Raw genomic sequence first — 24572 nt, forward strand, 5'->3', positions numbered from 1 at the left:
GTGGATTTCCTAGGCATAATTAATGAATTAACAAAAAAGCGTGTTGAGGCTATTAAGGTTAATGCGAGGGCTCCGGGTATGCTTAGGGCAATTGAAAGACGCAATTCCGAGGGTTACCTAGCCCTGATAGCTGAGTACAAGAGGGCGAGCCCCAGCGGCGTTATTAGGCTTGACCTTGACCCCTGGACCTACTTCAACGCGGTCGGTCAATACGCCACTGGATTCAGCGTATTAGTTGAACCAATATACTTTCTCGGTTCACCTATCTTCGTGAAGATAGCCCTTAATTACGGTAAGCCAGTGCTGTATAAGGACTTCGTAATTAGCAGGGAGCAGATCAGGGAGGCTGGGGAACTAGGTGCAAGTTCAGTATTACTCATTAAGAGACTTGGTGGTAATGCGCTGTGGGACTTGGTGGACTATGCCATGGACCTGGGCTTAGAACCCCTTATTGAGGTTGATGATGAGGATGATGCCCTAGAGATCGTTAACAGCAACCCAAACGTAATGCTTGGCATTAACTCCAGGGATTTAGGTGATTTATCAGTATCCCTGGATAGGGCTATTTCAATAATTAGAGCCGTTAGGAGTAAGGCCAATGTTATAATTGCTGAGAGTGGTGTTAGGGGTGTTAATGATGCAGTGAGATTGGCTAGAGAGGGCGCCAATGCCATACTTGTGGGTACTGCTTTAATGAGGAATGTGGAGTTAGCGAAGGAGTTCTCAGGCATTACCATTCATTAAGTAGTGCGTTGAGTATTAAATTAATCATGTGGGATGAATAATCAACACCAGCCCTCCTTAGCCCATTAATGTCAATGTTCATTACGTCACCATTAATGTTACCTGTGTATTTCATTACGAGTTCCCTGCTCGGCGCATTAATAATGAGTTTCTTGGCATTAAGTACCTCCTGGTTATTCTGAAGTAACCTAGCGTCAAATAGTACTGCAATTTCAGGGTTTATTACAGGTCCCCTAACGTAAACTGGTTCCTTAGAAATCCTTACATGTACCTTGGCCAGGGTCTCCCTACGCTCCGGGTCATACTCTGGGTAGGAGATTACGTAGAATCCCTGCTTAATTAGTGTTTGGGCAAGCTTATCAACTATTGCATGTATCCCATCCCCACTCCTTCCGTAAAATATTATTTCATGTATTTCAGGCATATGACCCTTCAATGTTTAGCTTTTAATAAAAAGATTTGTATGAATTCTTAAGGAATTATAATTAGGAATTTCGTCAACAGTAGAAACACCAATAATACAGAAAATAAGCCTGGACGTTAAGGGGAGGCATTAATTATCCTCATTTCAGCGCCTAATTTCTCTAGGTCCCAAATGAAGGCTGGCCAGGACTTACTAATACCCTCCCAATTAATTATTGTTATTGGCTCCTTGGCTGATAAGGCGCCGATTACGCTCATCATCACAATCCTATGATCATTTACGGCATCAATTTCACAACCACCTCTCATTTCATGCACGCCCTCTATCTCGATGATCCCATTAACCTCATCAATGTTCACACCAGCACCAAGGCACTTAAGGACACTGGCTACGCCCCTAAGCCTATTACTCTCCTTATAAACCAGGTGGTTAATGCCCACTATCCTTGACTTTCCATGAGCCCTCGCAAGCAATAGGGCTAGTGGCATTACGATATCCGGTGAATCACTTAGGTCTATGTTTAACGGTTTTAGGTCCCCGACTGATGAACCCTTGACAATTACCGAGCCTTCCTTCTCCTCAATCTCCACACCAACCTCCCTAGCATACCTAATGAATGCGTACTCACTCTCGATTGCCCTATCCCTATGTAGATTTGTTATCCGTATATCCACACCAGTCAGTACAGAGAGAGTTGTGTAGTACGCAGCCAATGAGTAGTCACCAGGTATTACGAACTCCTCATTAACAGCCTTAAACTCCTGGGATCCACTTACGTAGATCATGTCATTATTCCCCTCTACGTTTATATTGAAGTCCTTGAGTACGTTAATTGTGGCGTCTATGTACGGGCGTGACTTCACAGGCGGTTTAATGCTTATTTCAATACCACCCTCAGTGAGTGGTGCAAGGTATAGGAGCGCTGATACGTATTGTGAGCTTATTGACCCACTTATCGTTACATAACCACCAACTAACTTACTACCAATAACCCTAATCACACTGCCTAATCTGTCGACTTTGGCATTTAGGTTCTTGAGTGCATTCAACAACTCATCCATTGGCCTACCAATAAGTGAACCCCTCGGTACTAATAGTGTTGTTCCATCGATACCCGAGTAAACCCCAGTTAATGTCCTAAGGGTAAACCCACTCTCGCCGGTATCAATAACCCTAAATCTCTCTAAAGTCACTTCACGCCTAATTCTGACGGAGTCATTCTTAACCTCGACCTCTGAAATTGGCTTAATACCCCTAATCATTGACCACGTATCATCACCCCAATTCAATTTCCTAAGTAAGACCCAAGTCCTCGAGAGAGCTGAGGCGAGGATATACCTAAGGGTTAATGCCTTAGACGGTGGGGCCTCGACGACCCCCTCCCGAGCCCTAAAGCCATTAATAATTAATTTACTCATTCACTATCACTATTACCCTAAGGTAAAAAGTTTTGTGGACCCATTGAAGACCCATGTTAATGATTCTATGAATTAACAAGCTTTAATGCAACATCCATTATTGACTCCTCATCAAGGCCAAAAAATCTTAGCAACTCCTCCTCAGATCTGCCCCAATGTCCATAACCATCAACACCAAGCACCTTAACCCTAGCAAAACCACTCACCAACTCAGCAATTGCCGAACCAAGGCCACCCCTTGGTGAGTGCTCCTCAACAACAATTACATTACCGACTCTACGGGCAATCCTACTAACTGCATCATTATTAAGCGGTTTAATTGTTGGTACGTTATACACACCCATCCTAATGCCTATCCTCCTTAATTCCGTGGCCGCCCTCACGGCATTATAGAGTGGTGGTCCATAACCCATTACGATGACATCATCACCATCAATCAACTCATAGACCTCGCCAATCTTGAATTCGTAATCCATGTCCATGGTTATTGGTGGTGAGTAATCACGACCAATCCTAGCGTATACGGGGCCCTTATACTCAATGATCCTAGGTATTATTCTCTCCACATCCCAGGCATCCGCTGGCGCCACAATGACCATATTGTTTAATGTCCTCATTAGCGCCACATCCTCAAGTGCTTGGTGACTCGGTCCATCAGCGAAGTCACTAAGGCCTGCATGCGTTGCTATTAATTTAACATTAAGGTTCATCCTACCCAGGGAATTTCTAATCTGTTCCCAACCCCTCATCATGAACATGGAATAGGCCATGGCCACCGGTACGTAGCCCCCCAATGCCAATCCAACGGATACACCAACTAGGTCCTGTTCTGATATACCAATGTTGAAGTACCTATTGGGGAATCTCTCGCCGAAGTACCTGGCCCTTGTTGATTCACCCACGTCTGTTGTGACAACCACTAACCTATCATTATCTTCACCGAGCCTGGCCAGGGTGGTCCCAAGGGCCTCCCTCATTGAGAACTGCGGCCTTGGTGGTGGATTAAGCGTCTGCTTACTGGTATTCTCAAGGTTCCTAATTCCCTTGCCCCTAATGGTGCTTAGGAATATTACCGTTGGTTTCCCCTTAAACTCATGCGCCTTGTTAATTAGCCTAATGATTTCCTCATAATCATGACCATTACCAAAGAGGACATTCCATCCAATGGCCTCAAAAACCCTGGCATAACTAATGGGCTTTATTGTACTTGTTGCCCCATCAAGTTGATAGCCATTTAGGCTTACTATGACCTTAAGGTTGTCAAGACCGTATTTCACCGCTGTTGTGGCTGCCTCCCAGGTCTGGCCCTCATTTAATTCACCATCACCCATCAAAACATATACAAAACCATCATTACAATCCCTAACCCTACCTGCTAAGGCCAATCCAACGCCCATACTAAGTCCCTGACCCAGTGAACCGGTTGTGGCGTCTATGTATGGCAGGTCCATGTTATCTGCGTGCGTTGATATGCTTGAGGACAATTGATTAACCTCCATGAGTCTCTCCTCGGGAATTAAACCCTCAACGGCCAATATGGCGTATAGGGCCGGCGCAACATGACCAATACTGAGTATGAACCAATCCCTACAATCATCATTATTCCTCCTCATTATCCTAATGAGGACGTTAATGATGTCCAATGCAGCCAGTGAGGAGCCAAGGTGAATGTATGGAAACTCCCTATCCAACCTAGTCAACAGGTCCCTCGCGCTATCCCTAACCTCCATAAGTCTGTTTAGGTCGATCGATACCTTTGATCCATTAATTACCATTGGAATTCTTGATATTCCATACGAACCACAGGCATTCAGCAAATATTTAAGGATTATCCTAACCTATATTCTCTATATTCCCGATAAAAACCATAGAAATTCACAATACTAAGTACCGAATACCAACTAAACTAGTGATTAGGTGGTAGCCCCAGGTACTCCTTATATAATCTATAAATGGGCCCTCCTCACCTGCTTTAAATATGGCGTATATCGATGGACCATTACCACTCACACCAGATGCAACAGCACCAAGCCTTAGCGCTACGCCTATGGCCTTCAGGGCATTATGGTACTCCAGTGACTCCGCAATCAGCATCCCGTTTATAGTCGCTGCCCTCCATAAATCACCACTTAATGCCATATTGAATAGTGCTTGGTAAATCCCCGATAATGCCCTTAACCTATCAATGGCTTGCAATCTCTTCCTCTCCATATAACCAGTAATAACTACAGTGAGTGAATCAGGGTTTAACTGCTTGATTATCCTCAATGACTTATTATCAGTGAGTACAGCGCCTCCAAGGATTGCGGCTGACGCATCGTCAAATGCACCTGTTATTGATGAACCATGGGCTCTCGTTACCTCAGCCGCTAATTTAGCAGCATCCACGGGATTAACATCCTTACCCAAGAACCTTAGTAAGCTATATACGACGCCCACGGCAACGGCACTATTACTTTTCAAACCACTGCCTGGTGGAACCTCACTATTAACCTCAACGCATACACCATGTATAAATCCGAGCCTACTCCCTAGGTAATTAAGTATGAAATTTATGAAGTCATTCATTTCGCAAGAACCCTCACTGATCCTGGTCTTCACCTTAAGGTCTATGGCTAAGGAACCGCCTAACCATGCAGGTACTGCATTTATTATTGATATTCCTCCATAGGTTATGTATTCCTCGTCTCTCGAACCCATGATCTATTTAGTATTGATATGTAATACCAACATTTTTAAACTTCTAGGTATTAGTACTTAGTAATGTCTACATGGGACAAACTACTGACGAGAAAGCCAGTGCTGGTCTGTGCCGTACCATTGAGGAAACCCTCCTTCTATTACTTACCAACATCTTGCGAGACCGTTGAGTTGAGACTTGACTACCTAGAGGATTTAAACCTAAACCAAGAACTTAGGAGCACTATAGAGAATTACGTATCGCATTACCCAACCATAGTCACGGTAAGGGAACGTGATGAGGGCGGTAGCCATAGTATTGAACCCGAAATTAAGTATAAGGTGCTTGAGTTCAGCAAAGACATCGGTGCATTAACTGACATAGAGATAAACCTATTGTCCAAGTACCCTGACGTGTATGGTGACCTAGCCGAGGGATCAATCCTATCCAGGCACGTCTTTAACAGAGGCGCTAATTCATATGAGTCTGCGCTTAAGGATATTGAGGTGGCCAAGAGACTCAAGGCATTGGTGTATAAGATATTCTCAATAAATGACAGTGAATTCCTAGACCTACTTAGGCTACTTGATGTTGGTGGTATTCACGTAGCCGTGATTCCGAGGAATCCCACGTATAGGGCTATTTCAATAATGATGGGATCAGCACTTATGTACTGCTCCACACGTGGGAGGACAGGACCTGGGCAATTGAGTATTGGTCTTTGTAATAAGGTTAAGATGATGAGGAACTCCTTATCAATGTTCAATAGGGAATGAATGATAATTATCTTCCACGTAATACCGTAAGAACCTCACGCCAATCAGGCCTTTCAAATGAACCTAACCAAGCCTTATCAGCCTCGATTGCCTGCCTAATCAATATCTCGAGTCCATCTATATACCGTATTGACTCACTCCTAGCCAGCTCCACAAGGCTTGTATCACCACTTAGTCTATACGCTAAATCAAGGACTAATTCCGCACCGGCGTTCCTTGGATCTATTGGAAAGCCTTCCTCGATCCCCAGTGGGGTGGCGTTTATTATTAATTGAACCTTAGCACCAAAATCTCGTTGTAGGCTAAGAACCTTACAATCAATACCCCATGAATTAATTAGTGAGCATAACTCACGGCCTCTTTCCACAGTCCTATTCATTACATAAACCCTGGTACAGCCTAAATCCCTAAGGGCTAGTGCAGTTGCCCTGGCAACACCACCAGCACCAATAATCAACGCATCACCACCCGAATAACCCCTCTCACTCAATGCTTGCCTAATGGCTAGGTAATCAGTGTTGTAGCCCAGTAATTCGCCATCTCTATTAACCACGGTATTAACACTACCGAGTTCCTTGGCAGGCCCCGTAGTACCATCTATCAACTGTACAATAGACACCTTATGCGGTATAGTCACATTGAAGCCACTTAGGGAATCCCTGGCAAACTCCACGAAGTGCCTCAACCTACTCGGTGATACCTTGAGAGGCACGTAAACAGCATCAAGCCCCAGTGCGCTAAATACGTAATTATGAATATTGGGCGATAGCGTGTAATTAAGTGGGTAACCTATTACGGCATAGACCCGCATTCCCCAATCACCAGGTTCATTAAATCCCTAATCCTCACCTTAACCATGTCCCACATACCCACGTCAATCACCACAGGCAATTTAATGAATTCACCACTCCTCTTCTTATCCCTCACCATGGCATTAACCAGCCCATTCACATCAATAGCAACCCTATTGTCTAGGTTAAACCGTGATAATACGTCCATTAATAGGTCAGGTACATACCTCGGCGTATAACCCAGTTTAACACCAATACGTGCTTCACAAATCATGCCTAGCGCTACCGCCCTGCCATGACTAATTGAGAAATTGGATACTGATTCTATGGCGTGACCCACCGTATGCCCATAATTAAGCACAGCCCTTGCATTACCCCTGTCCAACTCATCAACCTCAACAATACTGGCCTTATCCCTTAGGGACCTATAAATAACCTCCTCAAGGACCCCATAATCCCTACCCAGTAATTTATCCGTATTACTCATTACCTGACCCAGTAACTCCCTATCCATGGTTATGCCGTACTTAATGACCTCAGCAAAGCCATCAATGTAGTTAGGCATTGGTAGTGATTCTAGGAAGGTTAGGTCAATGATTACGTACCTCGGCTGCCTAATGACCCCAATCACGTTCTTGAGCCCCAGGGCATTAACCCCCGTCTTACCGCCTAGGGATGCGTCGACCATGGATAGCATGGTTGTTGGGACATTAACATAATCAACACCCCTCAGGTATATTGATGCTGAGAAACCCACCACATCAAGGACACTACCGCCACCAACACCAATGAATAGGCCGTCCCTATCTATACTAAGCTCATGGGCACTCCTCACGATACTTAGCACCGCCTCAATGCTTTTACCCTCCTCACCATCAATTACTGGGATTAATGGGCACTTCGTATGAACCCTATCAACAATACTCCTTGAGACAAACACAGCGCATCCAGTGTAATTCTCCGTGATTTTTTCCAGGGCATCACCATAATTAACATTGATTAGAACATAGACATCACCATCACGTGATTTATAGGCGAATTCCCTCATAATGACCTACCAATAGCCCTCGCCACCTCCCTACCCTTAACCATTAATTCCCTAAACATATCGAAGGTTAATTGTTGCTCAGCATCGGAGAGAGCCTCCCAAGGCCTTGGGTGAACCTCCACGAGGAGCATGTCTGCACCCGCGGCTATGGCGGCCAGGGCAAGCGGTATTACCAGGTCCCTCCTACCCGCTGGATGCGATGGATCAACACAGATGGGTAAGTGCGTTAGTTTCTTAACAGCAACAACGGCGCCTAGGTCTAGGGTAAACCTGGTAGCATGTTCGAACGTCCTTATACCCCTCTCGCAAAGCACCACGTTTCCATCACCCTCAAGAAGCACGTACTCAGCTGCCTGTAACCACTCATCAACGGTATTCCCAAGGCCACGCTTAAGGAGCACAGGCTTACCCAACCTACCAACCTCCCTGAGCAGGTCAAAGTTCTGGGCATTCCTCGCGCCTATCTGTAGTATATCCACGTACTCAGCCGCAGTCTTGACCATCCTGGTATCCATTACCTCAGAAACCACTGGGATACCGACCTCATCACCAACCCTCCTAAGTATCCTAAGACCCTCAATACCAAGTCCCTGGAAGCTATATGGATTTGTCCTAGGCTTAAACGCACCACCCCTAAGCAACCTAGCACCAGCCTCTTTAACGGCGACAGCCGTATCCCTAACCTGCTCATAACTCTCCACGGCACATGGACCAGCGGCAACTATTACGTCATTACCACCGATCCTAACACCATTAACATCGACTACGGTCCTATCCCTCCAGGTATTACTCGCCAATTGATACTTGGTCTTAACCTCAATAATCACGGCATTCGGGTCCACTGACTTCACGGAATTAACATCAACCCTTGAGTCGGGCCAAGTAACTATTAACTCCTCCCCATATATCCTAACAATGTTTAGTTTAATCCCAGCCCTATCCAGTAGGCTTGCTACATCATTCACCCTATTGTTTGATGCCCTAATTATCATGGCCCAACACCCCCTATGGCATTTTCTCCATCAAGTTCCCTAACAACCTCCTTTAATAAATCACCTAGTTCCCCAGCCACACTCTTCGAGTATGGATTCAACCTAAACAACTCATTACTAACCTCAGGTTGTTCCAAAACCCTCTCCAGGGCCTTAAGCGTGTACCTAAGGCTATGGGTGGCTAGTGGCGTATTCAGGTCAATGCCAGCCCTTCTCATGGCTCTATAAAGCGTTAGTAACAATACATGGTGTGCAACCTGGATGTAAGCCATCAACCTATCATGCTCCTCAGGACTACCTAAAACCACTACATTAAAGCCAGCGCTCGTGAAGAGCTCCCTGACCATGTCCAACCTATCACCACTAGTCCTTGATGGTATTAAGACCACAGTCTCACCAATTGGATTACCTAACTCACCAAAGAGCGGGTGCGCACTTATGTAGTGGAACCCACTCCTTAACGATTCATTCTCAATAAGCCTAAAAATAGGTGTCTTAACGGAGAATAGGTCCATGACCACGGAACCCCTGAACCTACTTGAGTACTTAGTAATTATGCCCAGGGAGTCGGAGGTCGGCCTTGTGGCCAGCATAATGACGTCGCCAGGCACTAACTCCTCGGAATGTCCCTGTAGAATAACGTTGGTGACCCTACCAAGTGCCTTGGCCATTGTCCTACCAACCCTACCACTACCGACTATAGCTACCCTGATATCCAGCTTATTCGTTAATTGAACTTTCGTCGATGCTCCAATTATGGACTGCGCAATCCCAATTGCGGACTCAAGGTCAACACCGAACTTACCCAAACCCTCAATCCACTTGGCAATAACTTCCCTCTCACGATTATCATCAACAATCGGCAAGCCGAGACCCCTCTTGACCCTACCAACCTCAGCCGCAAGTCTAACCCTCTCCCCAATTAACCTAATCAACTCCTCATCAATAGCATCAATACTACGCCTCAACTCAGAGAGCATAATAATCACCGAATGGGCAATGATCACTCACGACTAGGCTAGGACAATAACAGGGTTTAACCCTGAACCTTACGAATCTAGATATTCCATAGAGGTCCCAGAGCTATTAAGAAACTATATTTTTAAACATTATCACTATTTACCGCATTAACAAAACACCTAAGGCCCACCACGGCATCCACATCAACTTATTAAGTAATACGTAGGTACCACCCTTCTTAATGAGCAATCAATCAATGCCTTAATGAGTGAATCAACGGTGGAATTATTAAACTCTCTACCCTCCATGGCCTCAAGGTCCTTTTTAATAATTGACCAGTGACAACCATCAACACAAACCTCGAGTATCCTCAACCTCCTCTCTATCGAATAAATCCCTAAGACCCTCATTAACTCTAATGTCGAAGAGCAATTACCCCCACCAAACTAGGTTACCCCCTCCCAACCTTTTAAGCTACCTCTTGATGACCCTCGGTATTAGGCCGGCCCTCATTGCATGGTCCACGAGGACTATCGCCGTCATGGCCTCAGCCGCGAGTATGGCCTTTGGCGCGGTGGACACGTCATAGCGGCCCCTGAAGGTTATTGTCGTTTCCATCATTTTTTCCAAATCCACAGTTCTCTGGGGCTTTCTAATACTCGGTGTTGGCTTAAAGGCAACCCTAAACCTAATAGGCTCACCAATGCTCATGCCCCCGAGAGTCCCCCCGATCCTATTGGTCTCAAGTCTCGGCCTACCATTCCTGAGCACAATCTGGTCATTGGCCTCACTACCCCTCATCCTAGCCAGCCTAAACCCAAGCCCAAACTCAATACCGACGGCACTGCCTATTGACATAACAGCCTTCGCTAAATCAGCCCTCAACTTATCGAAGACCGGCTCACCAAGCCCTGGCGGAACCTCCGTGGTAAGCACCTCCCCAATACCACCAACACTATCGCCCTCCTTAACCGTATTTACCAACACATCCACTGCCCTCCTCACAGCCTCATCATCAACCATGGGAAGTGGCTTCTCCCAAGACCTAACCACATCCTCAAAGGTGTAATCCTCCCTGGAAATAGCCACACCACCAAGCTCAATAAGGTGGCTTGCGACTTCAACATTTATTGCTTGCTTAAGCACGGCCTTCGCAATGGCCCCAGCCACTATCCTAGCCACGGTCTCCCTACCGCTAGCCCTACCACCACCCCTGTGATCATAAAACCTACCAAACTTCAGATAATAGGCGAGGTCTGCATGACCTGGCCTAGGCTTCATCCAAAGCTCATTATAGTAATCAGAGATAGCCCTCCTGTTCCAAACAATAACCGCTATTGGCGTACCCTCAGTAAACCCATCCTTAACACCAGACAGTATCTGAAACTCCTCATCCTCACACCTAGGATTAAGAATCGGCAATTGACAAAAACGCCTCCTCCCCAGCTCCCTCCCAATAAAGGACTCGTCAATAGCCACGCCGGCTGGAACACCATCAATCACCACGCCGATGGCAGGGCCATGAGACTCCCCAAAAGTCACAACCCTAAACACACGCCCAAAGACACTGCCCATCAAAACAACACACTATTTAACCTATATAAACATTCAAAACATCACAAAACATGAAAAACAACAAACAAAAACTTAAATTCCTCCTTAACCCTATCCATAACAGCGGCCGTGGTCTAGACTGGTCTAGGATGGCGGCCCCCCGAGCCGCAGAACCCGGTCGCGGGTTAACCGTGGGGTAAGTTCAAATCCCGGCGGCCGCACCAAATTACAATCAATCCCTTGCTTATCATTACCATCACCGTTCTTGATACTTATGATTGCTATTCGGGAAAACCTAAATACGTGCTCAATAGCCGCTAATTGATTGCGGCATGATTAATTGCCGGTTCATCGCAATCGAGGATATTAATAACGAGCAACACCTACTAATACTTATCTAGCTAGAAATTAGGGATATTCGGCATTTTATAAAGGGTTCCTCCTTCAGAGCACAGGGTGTTGATCGAGCACTACTGGAGCTTGAGGCATGAGGAATTACGTCAATGTTATTTGAAATATGCACCGTGTATGCTGTATCCGTGATCTTCAATTAAGTGCCAGTACTGATTTGGTTGGCAACCTCACTCAGTGCATGCATACAGGAACAAAACCAGAATATGCTTACCTGGGCCTAGTCCAGGGACGAAATCAAAGTAAAAAGAAGCCGAAACAGGTATAATAGCAGCCTCCTTTCTCATGAACCTTACAAAAAGTCCTGCATATCCTAAGGCAATATCTAGGTTGTTCCTTCCTCGGTGGTCTTACTCGTGTTTATCCTTTTCTCGAGTAACTTAACTTCATAATCAATATTCACGAGGTATTCCCAAAGTGCGTCGAGTGCCTCGTCCTTATCCACGAGATCCAGCTTAGCCTCAATAATAGCCCTAAATGCGCAGTCAAGGAACTTATCAAGGCATATACCCGGGCACTTAAGGACTTTTTTCACGTACTTTTTATATTCAGTTTTGTTTAAATTGTTTTCTATTTCAAATAAAATAAAAAAATAGAAAATACCCCATATAATACACACCACACTTGTATTTCATAAAGAATTCATAAATAATATAAACAATATCAATTAGGGTAATTAATATAAATATAATAGAGAACACATTATTAGGCCTATACCTGCCTTGCATTCACGTCATTAGTACGAGGCCCAACGACCCGGCCAAAACCGGGCCGCTGAGCCCCGTACTAATGGTGTGGATGCATGCAGGGGGCAAATCCTTAATTACTATGCATTGTTATCACCGTATATTTTTACGCTTGCCTTTGTCGTTTCTTGAGGTTGTTGGGTTTGTATTGTTTAATTAATTTTAATAAATTGTTTCCTGTGGTGAGGAAAGCCTTTTAACATTATTATTTCAATAATTTGATTAATGGAGTTCCTGGTCCTTAATTGGCAGAGACTTACGGATTTGGCGCTTGACTTGTCATTAATGATTAGGGACTCTGGCTATAGGCCTGACTCAGTGGTTGCAATCCTTAGGGGTGGTTACATGGTGGGTAAGCTTGTCTCTGATTTCTTGGGTGTTGAGGATTTGGTGGTCCTTGGCTTAACGAGTTATGGGACTAGGGTTGGTCAGGGTGAGGAACCCATTATTACTTACCCAATAATACATGACCTAAGGGGTAGGAGTGCGTTGATTGTTGATGATGTTGCTGATACAGGTAAAACCTTAGCAGCTGCTAAGGATTTGCTTAGGTTCTATGGTGCTGGGGAGGTGAGGACTGCGACCCTCTATGTGAAGCCGTGGTCAAGAGTCAAGCCTAATTATTATGTGGATACTACGGATAGGTGGATAGTGTTTCCATGGGAGGTTGGTGAAGTCGTTAGGAATAGGCTTCGTGATCTAGACCTGGACCACATTGTTAATGAACTAGACTTGGTTCATTATTTCGGTGAGGACTTCGTAAATAAGCTCATAAAGTTACTCCACTGATTACTCATACTCAATTGTCGCTGGTGGCTTTGGCGTTACATCAAAGCCCACGGACGAAATCCTATTATCATTACTCAGTATTTCCTCAGCTACGTCCATGAGAATCTCACGGCTGAGTCTCGGTACGTCGGCTGTCATGAAATCATCAGTAACGATTGCCCTTATCGACACGAAATACTTACCTACACCCCTACCCATTAATTCATAAATCACGTGAGTGACATCACTGGTGGTGGCTAAGTACTTATGTAACTCATAAATTACGTCCCAATTAACTGGGTATCCCCTGACGAGCGCCACGTGACCATAGGACCTCGCGTCACCCTTGACACCTGTCGCCCTAATACTGAATAATTCCACGTGTAAATCACCGAGGCCATTAACAACCCTTGATAATTCACTGCTGGGTACTGTATCATACTCCCATGTGGCGGCAAACCATTGACTAAGACCCATGTTACCTAGCCTTCTCTCAACTATGTCCGTAGCCCTCCTAGCCACGTCAAGCTTCTCAAGCGTTAACTCACCCACAGCCCTAATACTGAGCCCAGGTCCTGGAAATGGCTGCCTATTAACTATTTCACTTGGTACACCAAGTGACTTAGCCAACTCCCTGACCTGGTCTTTATATAGGTCCTTTAATGGTTCAATGAGTTTGAAACCGTATTTCGAGGCCGTGTCTATACCCACCTGCTCAAGTACATTGTGCTGTGTTTTAATGCCTCCCCTCGTCTCAATCCAATCAGGGGCTATTGTACCCTGTACTAACCAGTCGCAGTCATACTCCTTGGCTATTTCCGAGAGAACCGTGTAAAACACCTCCCTAAACCTAGTCCTCTTCTCCTCGGCATCACTGAGTCCAAGCATTTCACGGTAAAACCTATCACTGGCGTTAATTATCTCAAGGGGAAGAACAGCTCTAAGTATCTCCTTAATGTGCTCAGGCTCGTTAAGTCTCATGAAACCAGTATCAATGAAAACAGCCCTTAATCTATCACCAATTATCCTCCTGGTGAGGATGGCTGCCGTGGTACTATCAACACCCCCAGAGATAGCCGCAAGTGCACAGTTTATGTGTAGTGACCTCATGTTTTCAATGACCTTATCAATAGCGCTTATGCTTATCATTAATGGATAATTCAATGAACCGTTTAAATACTTTAGCTTAAAACTGGCCCATAATATTCAGTGAATTATTTAATTAAAACTATAAATGATAAGGGCAAGTATTACTAATGACACAAATTCAGGAAGTTCCTCATTATTACTATGCCATACTCCGTGTGCTTCACTTCAGGGTGAAACTGCACACCAAACCTACTAATTCCCTCATTAACCATTGCCTCAACAGGCACATTATCACTATGGGCAACTACATCGAAGCCCCTCGGCTGCTTAACAACACTTATATTATGACTCTCCCATGCAGTGAATTCCCTAGATACTCCCCTGAGAATGGTATCCTCCCTATCAACGTAGATCCTAACACCACCAAACTCAGGGTTACCCCTACCTAATTCGCCACCATATGCATGGGCCATTAATTGATGACCAAGGCAAATACCCAATACAGGACCGGGGAATTCAAGGATGTAATCAATGGCGTTACCTGTCTTGGGTAGGTCCTCGGGTATATTCCACGGACCACCACTAATGATCAAGCAATCAAATGACTGCTTAACCCTGCTAATGGGCTCAATGGGACCTAGAAAACTACCTTGAAACCCCAGTTCAATTACACGCCTAAGTATTAAGTGGTTATATTGACCTCTGAAGTCAAGGATCCCAACAACCACGAATTAAGTTTTTCGGTACTGTTTAAATACTTTTCATTAACAATAAACCAAATGCTTTGTTTGTTTTTAAGTCTCCTTATCGTTTTATTATTTAATTAATTATTTAAATTATTTAATAAATTCATTAAATAAAGATTCGATAATAGTTGCGCGAAAGATTTTTAAATATTCCAATTCTTGATGAAACAATGGGGGCTAAACAGGGCGTATTCCTTAGGGAATCCACGGGTTTAGTCAAAGAGGCTGGTTTTTGGGATGCTGTTTCAATAAATATTGCCAACATGTCCATAGGAGCCGCGTTAGGTACTGCAGGGTTCACACTGGCGGCACTACCCAGTGTTACCGGTGTGAACCTGGTATATGCATCATTAATTGCGTTTTTACTTTCAGTACCTCAAATAATAGTCTACACACTACTAACCACGTTAATACCACGCACAGGTGGTGACTACGTCTGGCTGACTAGGGCATTCGGCCCAAGGGCTGCCTGGCTTATTAATGGCTTGGTCATGGCATTCGTAATACAGGCCTTAGCCTACTACGCACTTGTTGCAACAGCTGGCGTTTTTCAGCTTGAGTCGGTACTACCGATACTGGGTATAAATGCCTCTTTCAATACTTGGTCCATGATCTCCATAGCCATCGCCTTCTTCGCCATAATAGTCATAGCAAACATACTAGGTACTAGGTATGGTATTAGGTTAATGACCGCACTAACCACAGTATCACTACTTGGGTTGATAATAACAGTAATAATATTATTTACAACGCCTAAGTCCATGGCCATTGCAGCAATTAATAAGTTACTACCCAGTGGCTACACATACTCATCACTCGCCAGTAGTTATAAGGGCCCTGAGTTCACGTTAAGCGGCGCATTCATGGTAATACCATTCTTCGCACTCTATGTCTACCCATGGTTAATGGCTGGACCAGCAATAGCCTCCGAAATAAAGGGTAGGGGTGCCATTAAGTATAACGTGCCGGTGGCGGCCTTAATAACGATGGTAATGGCAACAATAGGCTTTGAAGCCCTTTACTACTCACTGGGTTTTAACTTCGTGACTGCTGCATTGTCCAATCCTAACATTAATAGTATCCTGAATTACTGGACCATCGCCATGGTCGTGTCAAACAATAACGTGCTCAGTTGGATTATTGGTATATCATCAGTTACCTGGTACCTGGCAATACTGGCCTACGGCGCCATTGTGATTGTTAGGTATTGGTTTGCCCTTGCCTTTGATAGGGTTTGGCCTAGCTTCTTTGCCTACGTAAGCCCTAGGTTTGGAACACCAATATACGCACATGTAACAGACCTGGCAATAACAGCAATGCTCATTGCATTAACGGGCATATTCTACGGAACATTCACAGCACTATATGGAACTGAGGTTGGCCCACTGACATACTTGGCATTGGTTGGTGTTGCTGCCGTGTTGATAGCCCTAAGGAAAAACAATGAATTGAGTGGTGAGGTTAGGACCGCTCTCGTTGTTTCTGGTATTCTTCAATTCCTCGTATTCGTATTCCTCGACTATGAATTCCTAGCCTATCCACAGATTTGGGGTGGTAATTGGTTGGCTTACGGCGTAGAACTCGGCGCAGTAATACTCGGTATTGCGGCCTACGTAATCGCAAGATCAATCTACCTAAAGAGGTTTGGCATTGACATATCGGTAGCCTACGTAGAAATACCACCAGAGTGATTAGTGATGGATAAGACCGACCTAATTGTGAGAGCTAAGTACGTAATAACGATGACAAATCCATTAATTATAGAGGATGGAGCCGTGGCCATAGATAATGGCCTAATTAAGGCGGTGGGTAGGGCAAGCGACGTACTCAGCCAGTATAGGGGTGAGGAGGTCATTAATAGGGATAGGCACATACTAATGCCAGGTCTCATTGACACCCACACGCATACACAACAAGTACTGCTCAGGTCTTTCATTAATGATGAGAGACTTGCGTTACCGCCGTTATGGACAAAGCTCCTAATACCCTTCGAGGAATTACTCAATGATGAGTTGGCATACCTATCCTCACTGGTGAGTGTTATTGCCATGGCTAAGAATGGCATCACATACTTCATTGAGGCTGGCGCACCGAGGCCTAGGGAGTTAATTAAGGCAATTAATGAGGTTGGTATTAGGGGTGTGGTTACGCGGTCGACCTTTAATGTACGTGGGGATAAAATCACTGATGCTGATGATGCCATACGTGGAATTGAGGAGTTGCTGCCGGAGGTTAATGATAGGGTTAGGGTTTGGTGTTCAATCAGGCAGGTAATGATGGCTACTGAAGACCTGCTCCTCAAGGTAAAGGATTATTGCCTAAATAAAGGGTTGGGCATAACCTATCATTTGGGTGAGTATCAGGGTGAGGTTGATTATGCACTTACTAAGTACGGTATTAGGCCTCTCGAGGTCTTCGATAAGCTTGGCTTAACGCTAGTAAGGCCTACGGTGATAGCCCACGCCGTTTACCTATCCAGTAGAGAAAGAGCCATTGTTAGAGATAGGGGGTTAGGCATTGCCTGGTGTCCAATGGTTGACTCAATAGCCATGGGACTGCATTGGCTACCCATGTTTAATGATGCGTTGTTTGGCTTTGGAAGTGATGGTGGTGCATTCACAAGTCTTGATCTGCTGCATGAGACTAAGATCGCTAGAGCCGTGGGCAAGGCATTAACTGTGGGAATTACCTATGATAAGTCCTCCTTCAACTCCATTACAATGCTTAGGGCACTCACGGGCTGGGGTGGCCTATTGATTGGGGATAATGTTGGGGCGATTAAGGAGGGGTTTAAGGCTGATTTAATAACGCTTAGGCTTAATGATGCTAGGGCATTACCTGCGTATGATCCCGTGGAGTCCGTGGTATCGTTTTTGGATGGCCATGATGTTAATGACGTATTGGTGGGTGGTAGGTTTATTGTTAGGGATGGTAAATTATTCAGTGTTAGTGAGGATGATATTATTGAGAAGTTGTATGCAGTGATGCCTATTGTTAATGAGAAATTGAATAATATTAAGTATGGGGCTTTTTAATCTTCATTTTACATATACAAAATGTAAAGTATGATGAGCATTCAAAATCAATGAAATTAATATATGCATGCAATTTAGGTTTGCATTAACAATCGACGTGAAATACATAACATGTCCCTCGTAGTAAGTTAGTTTTTTAAGGTCATTCTAATCACTGGCATAAGTATGGTATTGTTTAAAACAATATTATGCTGCATAGAGTTACTTATATTCAGTATTATAGCTGGATTACTTGGATCGCTAACAGGCTTGGGGGGTGGTACGGTATTAGTGCCCTTACTTACATTGTTCTTGGGCATACCAATCGCCTACGCCGCTGGTGCATCGCTAATATCCACAATAGCGACATCAAGTGGCGCAGCCAGTGCGTACATTAGGGATAAGATAACTAATGTCAGGATTGGCATGGGCCTCGAGATAGCCACTACGACTGGGTCAATAGTTGGTTCATTAACGGCAGCCTACATATACAGCCACAGCCTTGCGTGGATTGTCTACGTGGTCTTCGGCATAGTAATTCTAACGTCAATAATACCGACAGCCCAGAGAGGTAAGTATGAAATACCTGATCCTAGGAAACCTGATCGAACCACGAGGATATTTAAACTATACGGTAGTTACTACGACGATGCCCTAAAGAGGGAGGTTAAGTATTGGGGTGTTCGTTGGTGGCTCGGCGAATTGATAATGTTCTTTGCTGGTTTTATTAGTGGTTTGTTGGGTATTGGTAGTGGCGCGCTTAAAGTCCTCGGGATGGACTGGGCCATGAACCTGCCCATGAAGGTGAGTACAACAACGAGCAACTTCATGATAGGAGTAACGGCGGCTACGGGCAGCGCCCTCTATTGGTACTTCGGCTATATACAACCGATGATGGCTGCTGTAACGGCTATAGGCGTCCTGATAGGGGCTATGAGCGGTACGAGGATACTTGTGAGAATCACGAATAAGCAGGTTAGGTGGGTCTTCCTAGCAATACTGGCTTTCCTGGGCATGGAGATGCTGCTGAAGGGTCTCTACATGGATCACATAATAACGATAGCCGTGGCAACCCAGTACCTGTTGAGCGTAGTCTTCACGGCAATAGTCATGACCATACTTTATTACCGCTACGGCATATCAGCAGCAAGAAGAGAAAGCAGAACTACAGTTAGAGGTGGTGGGAATGCCTAGGTGGGATATGGATTACATTATTGGGCTAACCCTTAGGTACGGCGTGATCATCAGCATAGCCCTAATACTAATTGGTATTGCCCTGTTCCAAGTCAAGGGCGAAGCCCTTGGATGTAATGAACAGCTTATCATGAACTCGAGATCCCCAATAAACACAACCGTAATACCACCAATGTACGCACTATCCAGGTTACCCAACCTGGACGCACTCTCATTTATTATACTTGGGCTCATGGTCCTCATAGTGACCCCAGTACTCAGGGTTGCCCTTGGTATTGCATCATTCGCCATGGAGAGGGATTGGCTCTATGTATTTATAACCGTGGTGGTTTTCATAAACCTCATGCTCGCAATATTCGTACTACCATCAATAATGCACCTACATGCGAATGCACAATTACTCAAACTGCTCTGTCCATCCTCATAAAAAATCACTGAGTCTCCTCAAATGACACTATTATTGACGCCATCATTATCAGGGCATAGGCTATTAGCGTTAGTGCCGTGGGTATTTGCCTAAAGAATAGAAAGCCCCAAAGAGCCGCTAGGACTGGCTCCACGGTGGCTATCACGGAGGCCGTAGAGGCCCTCACCCTCGACACACCCATCGCAAAGAGCCTATATGGAATCACGGTAGTCACTATGCCGAGGTAAATACCCCATAGGGCCGGTCTAACTATTGGTCTCCAGGAGTTCATAATAATTGAGTAGGCGATGGCCGTTAATGCCGTGACTACTAGTGTATATGGTATTGCACCCCAGGAAACATCAACCTCATTACCCATCTTAGCGAACCTCCTTGCCAGGGCTATGTATGAACCGTAGGAGATACCAGATAGGAGACCCATGAATACGCCTACCATGTTTATTGAGCCCTTGATTGTTTGGGCGCCAATCAATACTATGGCGATTATCACCAGGGAAACGCCAATAACGCCTCGTCTGCCAGGTTTCTCACCCATTACAAGCGCCACTAGTGTTGCCCATAGTGGCGCAGTATATAGTAGGAAGGCTGCCAAGCCGACACCAGCCATTACGGCTGCGATTGGGTATGCTGCGAACAATACACCGAGAGCTATGCCCGTTATTACCGATGCCTTATTGAGTGATCTACGTATGAATAGGGATACCAGCGAGGCAAACAATGACCTGAAGAGACCAAGCATTATTGGATTTGCACTATACATACTCACAACACCTATTGTTGACCAGAGCGCTGCGGCCATCATTATGTAGAAACCGGGCCATAATTTACTTCTATTATTCACGGTAGTGGTGCTTACATAGTGATTAATGAGTATTATGCTCTTCGGGAAACCACGGCAATGTCCTTAACGAGAATTGCGTATAATCCTGTTGATGATAATGACACGGCAAAGACAAAACCCCACATTGCCAGGGGTTGCCTGAGGGCGTAGGGTAATAGTAGGCTTGATATTGATGATGCAGTGGTTCTTCCTAAACCAGTAACCAGTGAGTAAAGTCCCATGTACCTACCCCTTGTCCTTGGGTCGGCGAGTGTATTAGCAATGCTCTGTGATAGTGGTGATACTATCATTTCAGCGAACGTTATGAAGAACATGTCAGCAATAGCCCAGGCAAAGTTCGGTATAAAGGCCACCGTTAAGTAGCTTACGCCGTAAATAACCATACCAAGTGATATAAGACTTGGTTTCTTTAAGTACCTGCCAATAAGGTCCTGGAGAAAAACAACAAGTAAGCCGTTCTCCATGTATAGCAGGCCGACTTGGAATGTGGTTAAGCCATCGTGTGCATTATAATACGTGAGTAATGGAAAGCCCAGTTGCCCCATTACGAGGAATGTTAGGAATGTTGGTATTAGGAACAACGCGAATGATTTATTAACATGGAATGTTAGACCTGTCTCAACCATGTAATTAGGCTCGTTTAATGACACCAACAGTGGTAGTGCGGCTAGTGGTATTATTGAGCCTAGGAGCATCAATACCCTAAAACCATAAACCTCATATAGTAGGCCACCAATGGCAGGTCCAATGGCCCAACCGGCATTAATACCAACCCTAAGCCTACTGAAGTACCTAACTAGTGATGAGAAGCTCCTTGCGTAGTCCCCAACAATTGATGTATTGGCGACACCATACACATTATTAAAGAATGATTGAATGAGAACCATGATAACCACAACAAGAGGCCTATTTATTAAATAGGCAATGATCAGTACTATTGATGATACCACAGCCGAAATAATCATTGTCCTTACCCTACCTAGGAAGTCCGCCAAGTAACCACCAATCACGAAGGCTATTGAACTAACCACAGCCTGGGCTACATAGAAGATTGATGTCAGGGTAAGAGGTAGCCTGTAGTATTGGAATAGGGCGAATCCCGTGAAGGACCAGAGCAGGGAACCACCCAGAGACCTAACTGCACCTATTAGTGCCAATTTATTGCTAAGTTCCATTTAATTACCGCCTATGAGCATTCCCTTATTAAATTATTACGTAACCGCTCACTTTTTAAGTCCGCACAGTAATTAACACACCGTGCCTAGCCTATTGCCAGTACTCCTGACAATACTCGTGGCGATGCTTAATGGCACAACCTATCACCAGGTCAACCCATTAACTAACAATTATGGAATTTACACATACCCCATTAATTACGCGGTTATTTATAATCACTTGATTGGGTCAGGTACGTACATACTAATTATTGCACCAGGCACGTATTACTCAGTGAACGCCTATGGACCTGGACCAATGGGGATTTACCTAAGGTCGAATAATAACGTATTACTACTAGTACTTAGTAGTCAGGGCTATGAGGAGTTGAGGGTGGGCACCACGGCTAAGCCGTTATTTGCATATTACGGGCAAGTACTCAACATAACTATTGAGCTACCCAGTGGTGAGTATTACATTGTTGTTATTAATAATGGTTCATTAACTGCCCAGGCGATACTCGCCATAACGCGCCACTACTCAACACCATTCATTAACGCGCCAATTGGTATTGTTGATTATGGATTAGCACCCTCACAACTTGGTTATATACCGTACTCATACACAACCGGTGAGTTCATTGGTGAGGCCAAGATAATGAGCGCGAGCGTTCAATCACTAACTAATTGCTCCTCACTACCACCTAACTCATTCTCTCTGCAGTTAAATGCTGTGCTTGAAATGATGATTAATAATCAAACACAGTATTACTGGGTTCAAGACGTCCTAATAATAGACCCCATGAATGACTTAATGGCTCCACTTGTTAATGTATGGAACATGAGCAGTACCGAGTTAGTTATGAACCCGTTATTCATTGTTGGACGTGGCTCTGTAATGAATAATGAGGTCTATGCGTACATGGGTAATTGGGTTCAGTATGAGGCGCCACTTACCGTGAATCTAACGATAACTAGTAATAAGACCATTGATGGCTTTCCCGAGGTACTCCTTGGTTACTCAATGAATGGCGTTAATACGCTTGTTGACAACGTGACCTTCCTAATTACCCCTTCATGGGGTCCATACCTCGTCGTTAATGGGTCCGAATACTCACCACTTGGTTACCTAATTGATACTGAATTCGTCATTAGTGGCCCCGGATGCGGCGCGATGGTCTTAACCAATGAATTGAACGCAACCCTCTCCCTTTATTACCAGGGACTTAATGGCGATTTACTGCCTGTACCAAGCGCTTGGAGCTTCGGTAGTGATACTGGCGAGACCATAATCAATGCCAGGGCTTACGCCATTGCCCCTGGTACCGTGGGCATAACCACCGGTGATGAGTACCTCGGTCCATTAAACAATGCTGATTACCTGGCGTTTCTCATCCTCAGTAATTACCTAGTTAATAATCAAAGTATTGTATCCACAGTATTACCATTACCCATAGACTCCAGGGTAATTATAACCACACCACGGAATATCTACCTAGGAAATAATACGTTACTTAGCCTCGCAGGTCTACTCATTAATGACGAGTATGTTAATTCCACGGAATTCTCACTGATTATGAACCAATCATACGTAGTCAATTACCTATGGGTCAAGTACTATAGGCTTGACATCATTGATGAGGCAAACATACTCACTAACTTGAGTGGTTGGTATAATGAGGATAGCATAGTGAATATTACCGTGCCCTATACAATCATTTACTTCAGTAATAATACGAGACTCATATTCACTGGATTCACCACAAATGCCACTCACTACGTAATCACGAATAACACATTAATCCTACTCATGGATAGGCCTGTTATGGCAATCATTAATTGGACCAGGGAGTACAATGCATCATTGATCCTATACACGGCCAATGGATCCTATATTGGGACAAAGAACCTTGGATGGATTAAGTATGGTGAGGAAATAACTAACGTGAGTATTAACGGCTTTATTTACGGGTTAAGATCACCACTCGTGATAAGTGGCGCAAACAACACTGCAGTACTTAATGCCGAGTACATGGAATTAAGCATTAGGGATTCCCTAGGCTTACCCGAACCCTTTACTCAAGTCATTATTAAGTGCGGTGATCAGGAATTAAGAAGCGTAACAAATTCCTATGGAGTAACCCAGGAATTACTCATACCAATTAGTGTTATGTGTATTGCCGAGGCGCCGCAAATTGGGTATTACAGTATTGCATTAATACTCGCCGTAATACTCACCATGGTATTAACTGCTGTGCGATTAATGAGACACCATTAACCCCTTAACTTACTATAACCAAGTAGTGCATATATGTCGGCCACTATGTATAGTATGAAGCCGACAATTATTATTGTTAATATTGCACCAAGCCAATACCACCTAGCTGCACTACCAAAGTCCCCAACACCACTGGACCTACTCAACTCATTATATGCATTCCTCATGAATAAACCACTTATTAATATAATTATGTAGAAAACCACAAAAACCACAATAAACATGCCAAGCCTGCTCAATGCACTTGGACCTAGGTAAATTAATGATAGGTATGCCGTACCGGCAAATGCGAATGCTAGGATTATACCACCAATGATGGCCGTTACCAATGCATAAAGGGCATTGCTCCAAATAGCATTATTCCCATAGGCCTTAGATAACTTATTAAGTGCTATGAGTACCAGTATATCGCCAATTATGCTCACGTAGGGTATGAACATGAGTATTGAACCAACAAATCCCAAGGTACCTGCGGATTTAATATCCTCCTGGGTACCCATACATTATGTTATTTAGT

General features: G+C 44.5%; 24 protein-coding genes and 1 tRNA gene. 9 read left to right on the forward strand and 16 right to left on the reverse strand.

Translation table 11 applies throughout. The annotated features are described in order from the left end of the window. Positions 1-744: an indole-3-glycerol-phosphate synthase gene (locus VMUT_RS07335; protein ID WP_013604790.1), complete on the forward strand. Its 744-nt coding sequence runs from the start codon at positions 1-3 to the stop codon at positions 742-744. On the opposite strand, the gene VMUT_RS07340 is transcribed toward VMUT_RS07335, so the two are convergent. The 4 genes from VMUT_RS07340 to VMUT_RS07355 form a co-directional block, all read right to left on the reverse strand. Next, complete coding sequence (locus VMUT_RS07340) at positions 731-1168, reverse strand: 2-oxoacid:acceptor oxidoreductase family protein (RefSeq protein WP_013604791.1); 438 nt, start codon at positions 1166-1168, stop codon at positions 731-733. The two genes, VMUT_RS07335 and VMUT_RS07340, sit on opposite strands and share 14 nt — an antisense overlap. Before the next feature lie 116 nt (positions 1169-1284). Then, positions 1285-2586 carry a 3-phosphoshikimate 1-carboxyvinyltransferase gene (gene aroA, locus VMUT_RS07345; protein ID WP_013604792.1) on the reverse strand — a complete coding sequence of 434 codons (1302 nt, stop codon included), beginning with the start codon at positions 2584-2586 and terminating at the stop codon, positions 1285-1287. 65 nt (positions 2587-2651) lie between these two features. Then, a complete protein-coding gene (locus VMUT_RS12495; RefSeq protein ID WP_237699625.1) occupies positions 2652-4403 on the reverse strand; it encodes a thiamine pyrophosphate-binding protein in 1752 nt (583 codons plus the stop codon). 58 nt (positions 4404-4461) lie between these two features. Next, positions 4462-5286: a shikimate kinase gene (locus VMUT_RS07355; protein WP_013604794.1), complete on the reverse strand. Its 825-nt coding sequence runs from the start codon at positions 5284-5286 to the stop codon at positions 4462-4464. Between the two features lie 63 nt (positions 5287-5349). On the opposite strand from VMUT_RS07355, the gene VMUT_RS07360 reads away from it, so the two are divergent. Beyond that, on the forward strand, positions 5350-6042 hold the full coding sequence (locus tag VMUT_RS07360) for a type I 3-dehydroquinate dehydratase (protein WP_013604795.1): 693 nt from the start codon (positions 5350-5352) through the stop codon (positions 6040-6042). A gap of 7 nt (positions 6043-6049) precedes the next feature. Here VMUT_RS07360 and aroE read toward each other — a convergent pair whose 3' ends face one another. The 6 genes from aroE to aroC form a co-directional block, all read right to left on the reverse strand. Continuing rightward, positions 6050-6853, reverse strand: coding sequence for a shikimate dehydrogenase (aroE, locus tag VMUT_RS07365; RefSeq protein WP_013604796.1), 804 nt, complete (start codon positions 6851-6853; stop codon positions 6050-6052). Continuing rightward, positions 6835-7881, reverse strand: coding sequence for a 3-dehydroquinate synthase (locus VMUT_RS07370; RefSeq protein ID WP_013604797.1), 1047 nt, complete (start codon positions 7879-7881; stop codon positions 6835-6837). The genes aroE and VMUT_RS07370 overlap by 19 nt, the downstream gene beginning before the upstream one ends. After that, positions 7878-8873 carry a 3-deoxy-7-phosphoheptulonate synthase gene (gene aroF / locus VMUT_RS07375; protein ID WP_013604798.1) on the reverse strand — a complete coding sequence of 332 codons (996 nt, stop codon included), beginning with the start codon at positions 8871-8873 and terminating at the stop codon, positions 7878-7880. Before aroF ends, VMUT_RS07370 begins: the two co-directional genes overlap by 4 nt. Further along, entirely contained in the window at positions 8870-9853 is a 984-nt protein-coding gene (locus VMUT_RS07380) for a prephenate dehydrogenase/arogenate dehydrogenase family protein (protein WP_148224705.1), read from the reverse strand. Before VMUT_RS07380 ends, aroF begins: the two co-directional genes overlap by 4 nt. A gap of 183 nt (positions 9854-10036) precedes the next feature. Continuing rightward, positions 10037-10243, reverse strand: coding sequence for a hypothetical protein (locus tag VMUT_RS07385; RefSeq protein ID WP_013604800.1), 207 nt, complete (start codon positions 10241-10243; stop codon positions 10037-10039). Between the two features lie 64 nt (positions 10244-10307). Further along, positions 10308-11408 carry a chorismate synthase gene (gene aroC / locus VMUT_RS07390; protein WP_013604801.1) on the reverse strand — a complete coding sequence of 367 codons (1101 nt, stop codon included), beginning with the start codon at positions 11406-11408 and terminating at the stop codon, positions 10308-10310. 102 nt (positions 11409-11510) lie between these two features. Between aroC and VMUT_RS07395 the strand changes: the two genes are divergently transcribed. Then, positions 11511-11611 (forward strand) — tRNA-Gly (locus VMUT_RS07395). Positions 11612-12123: 512 nt separating this feature from the next. Here VMUT_RS07395 and VMUT_RS07400 read toward each other — a convergent pair. Further along, positions 12124-12333 (reverse strand): hypothetical protein, encoded by a 210-nt coding sequence (locus VMUT_RS07400; protein ID WP_013604802.1) that lies wholly within the window; start codon positions 12331-12333, stop codon positions 12124-12126. 436 nt (positions 12334-12769) lie between these two features. Here VMUT_RS07400 and VMUT_RS07405 point away from each other — a divergent pair, with 436 nt between their 5' ends. Next, positions 12770-13333, forward strand: a complete 564-nt coding sequence (locus tag VMUT_RS07405; protein ID WP_013604803.1) for a phosphoribosyltransferase — start codon at positions 12770-12772, stop codon at positions 13331-13333. On the opposite strand, the gene VMUT_RS07410 is transcribed toward VMUT_RS07405, so the two are convergent. After that, the gene (locus tag VMUT_RS07410) at positions 13334-14461 is read right to left on the reverse strand and encodes a GMP synthase (glutamine-hydrolyzing) (protein ID WP_048056940.1); all 1128 of its coding nucleotides are present in this window, start codon (positions 14459-14461) and stop codon (positions 13334-13336) included. It lies immediately after the preceding gene. A 104-nt stretch (positions 14462-14565) separates the two neighbouring features. Further along, on the reverse strand, positions 14566-15129 hold the full coding sequence (locus VMUT_RS07415; protein ID WP_013604805.1) for a glutamine amidotransferase-related protein: 564 nt from the start codon (positions 15127-15129) through the stop codon (positions 14566-14568). Positions 15130-15317: 188 nt separating this feature from the next. Here VMUT_RS07415 and VMUT_RS07420 point away from each other — a divergent pair, with 188 nt between their 5' ends. The 4 genes from VMUT_RS07420 (at position 15318) to VMUT_RS07435 (ending at position 19782) form a co-directional block, all read left to right on the forward strand. Continuing rightward, on the forward strand, positions 15318-16838 hold the full coding sequence (locus VMUT_RS07420; RefSeq protein ID WP_013604806.1) for an APC family permease: 1521 nt from the start codon (positions 15318-15320) through the stop codon (positions 16836-16838). Positions 16839-16844: 6 nt separating this feature from the next. Then, positions 16845-18182: an amidohydrolase family protein gene (locus VMUT_RS07425; RefSeq protein WP_013604807.1), complete on the forward strand. Its 1338-nt coding sequence runs from the start codon at positions 16845-16847 to the stop codon at positions 18180-18182. 165 nt (positions 18183-18347) lie between these two features. Then, entirely contained in the window at positions 18348-19355 is a 1008-nt protein-coding gene (locus VMUT_RS07430; protein WP_048056941.1) for a sulfite exporter TauE/SafE family protein, read from the forward strand. Next, positions 19348-19782: a DUF1634 domain-containing protein gene (locus VMUT_RS07435; protein WP_013604809.1), complete on the forward strand. Its 435-nt coding sequence runs from the start codon at positions 19348-19350 to the stop codon at positions 19780-19782. The genes VMUT_RS07430 and VMUT_RS07435 overlap by 8 nt, the downstream gene beginning before the upstream one ends. A 4-nt stretch (positions 19783-19786) precedes the next feature. On the opposite strand, the gene VMUT_RS07440 is transcribed toward VMUT_RS07435, so the two are convergent. Further along, positions 19787-20623, reverse strand: a complete 837-nt coding sequence (locus VMUT_RS07440) for a DMT family transporter (protein ID WP_013604810.1) — start codon at positions 20621-20623, stop codon at positions 19787-19789. A gap of 32 nt (positions 20624-20655) precedes the next feature. Further along, entirely contained in the window at positions 20656-21798 is a 1143-nt protein-coding gene (locus VMUT_RS07445; RefSeq protein WP_013604811.1) for an MFS transporter, read from the reverse strand. An 82-nt stretch (positions 21799-21880) separates the two neighbouring features. Between VMUT_RS07445 and VMUT_RS07450 the strand changes: the two genes are divergently transcribed. Next, entirely contained in the window at positions 21881-24055 is a 2175-nt protein-coding gene (locus VMUT_RS07450; RefSeq protein WP_013604812.1) for a thermopsin, read from the forward strand. Here the strand turns inward: VMUT_RS07450 and VMUT_RS07455 are convergent. After that, positions 24052-24555: a DUF996 domain-containing protein gene (locus VMUT_RS07455; RefSeq protein WP_013604813.1), complete on the reverse strand. Its 504-nt coding sequence runs from the start codon at positions 24553-24555 to the stop codon at positions 24052-24054. The genes VMUT_RS07450 and VMUT_RS07455 overlap by 4 nt on opposite strands. Positions 24556-24572 lie beyond the last annotated feature (17 nt).

This window comes from Vulcanisaeta moutnovskia 768-28 (assembly GCF_000190315.1).
Classification (GTDB): domain Archaea; phylum Thermoproteota; class Thermoprotei; order Thermoproteales; family Thermocladiaceae; genus Vulcanisaeta; species Vulcanisaeta moutnovskia.

Coding starts and splice junctions, on each gene's coding strand:
- VMUT_RS07340 (WP_013604791.1), bottom strand. CDS start 1,168: ATGCCTGAAATACATGAAATAATATTTTACGGAAGGAGTGGGGATGGG.
- aroA (WP_013604792.1), bottom strand. CDS start 2,586: ATGAGTAAATTAATTATTAATGGCTTTAGGGCTCGGGAGGGGGTCGTC.
- VMUT_RS07355 (WP_013604794.1), bottom strand. CDS start 5,286: ATGGGTTCGAGAGACGAGGAATACATAACCTATGGAGGAATATCAATA.
- VMUT_RS07360 (WP_013604795.1), top strand. CDS start 5,350: ATGTCTACATGGGACAAACTACTGACGAGAAAGCCAGTGCTGGTCTGT.
- aroE (WP_013604796.1), bottom strand. CDS start 6,853: ATGCGGGTCTATGCCGTAATAGGTTACCCACTTAATTACACGCTATCG.
- VMUT_RS07370 (WP_013604797.1), bottom strand. CDS start 7,881: ATGAGGGAATTCGCCTATAAATCACGTGATGGTGATGTCTATGTTCTA.
- aroF (WP_013604798.1), bottom strand. CDS start 8,873: ATGATAATTAGGGCATCAAACAATAGGGTGAATGATGTAGCAAGCCTA.
- VMUT_RS07380 (WP_148224705.1), bottom strand. CDS start 9,853: ATGCTCTCTGAGTTGAGGCGTAGTATTGATGCTATTGATGAGGAGTTG.
- VMUT_RS07385 (WP_013604800.1), bottom strand. CDS start 10,243: ATGAGGGTCTTAGGGATTTATTCGATAGAGAGGAGGTTGAGGATACTC.
- aroC (WP_013604801.1), bottom strand. CDS start 11,408: ATGGGCAGTGTCTTTGGGCGTGTGTTTAGGGTTGTGACTTTTGGGGAG.
- VMUT_RS07405 (WP_013604803.1), top strand. CDS start 12,770: ATGGAGTTCCTGGTCCTTAATTGGCAGAGACTTACGGATTTGGCGCTT.
- VMUT_RS07410 (WP_048056940.1), bottom strand. CDS start 14,461: ATGATAAGCATAAGCGCTATTGATAAGGTCATTGAAAACATGAGGTCA.
- VMUT_RS07420 (WP_013604806.1), top strand. CDS start 15,318: ATGGGGGCTAAACAGGGCGTATTCCTTAGGGAATCCACGGGTTTAGTC.
- VMUT_RS07425 (WP_013604807.1), top strand. CDS start 16,845: ATGGATAAGACCGACCTAATTGTGAGAGCTAAGTACGTAATAACGATG.
- VMUT_RS07430 (WP_048056941.1), top strand. CDS start 18,348: ATGGTATTGTTTAAAACAATATTATGCTGCATAGAGTTACTTATATTC.
- VMUT_RS07435 (WP_013604809.1), top strand. CDS start 19,348: ATGCCTAGGTGGGATATGGATTACATTATTGGGCTAACCCTTAGGTAC.
- VMUT_RS07445 (WP_013604811.1), bottom strand. CDS start 21,798: ATGGAACTTAGCAATAAATTGGCACTAATAGGTGCAGTTAGGTCTCTG.
- VMUT_RS07455 (WP_013604813.1), bottom strand. CDS start 24,555: ATGGGTACCCAGGAGGATATTAAATCCGCAGGTACCTTGGGATTTGTT.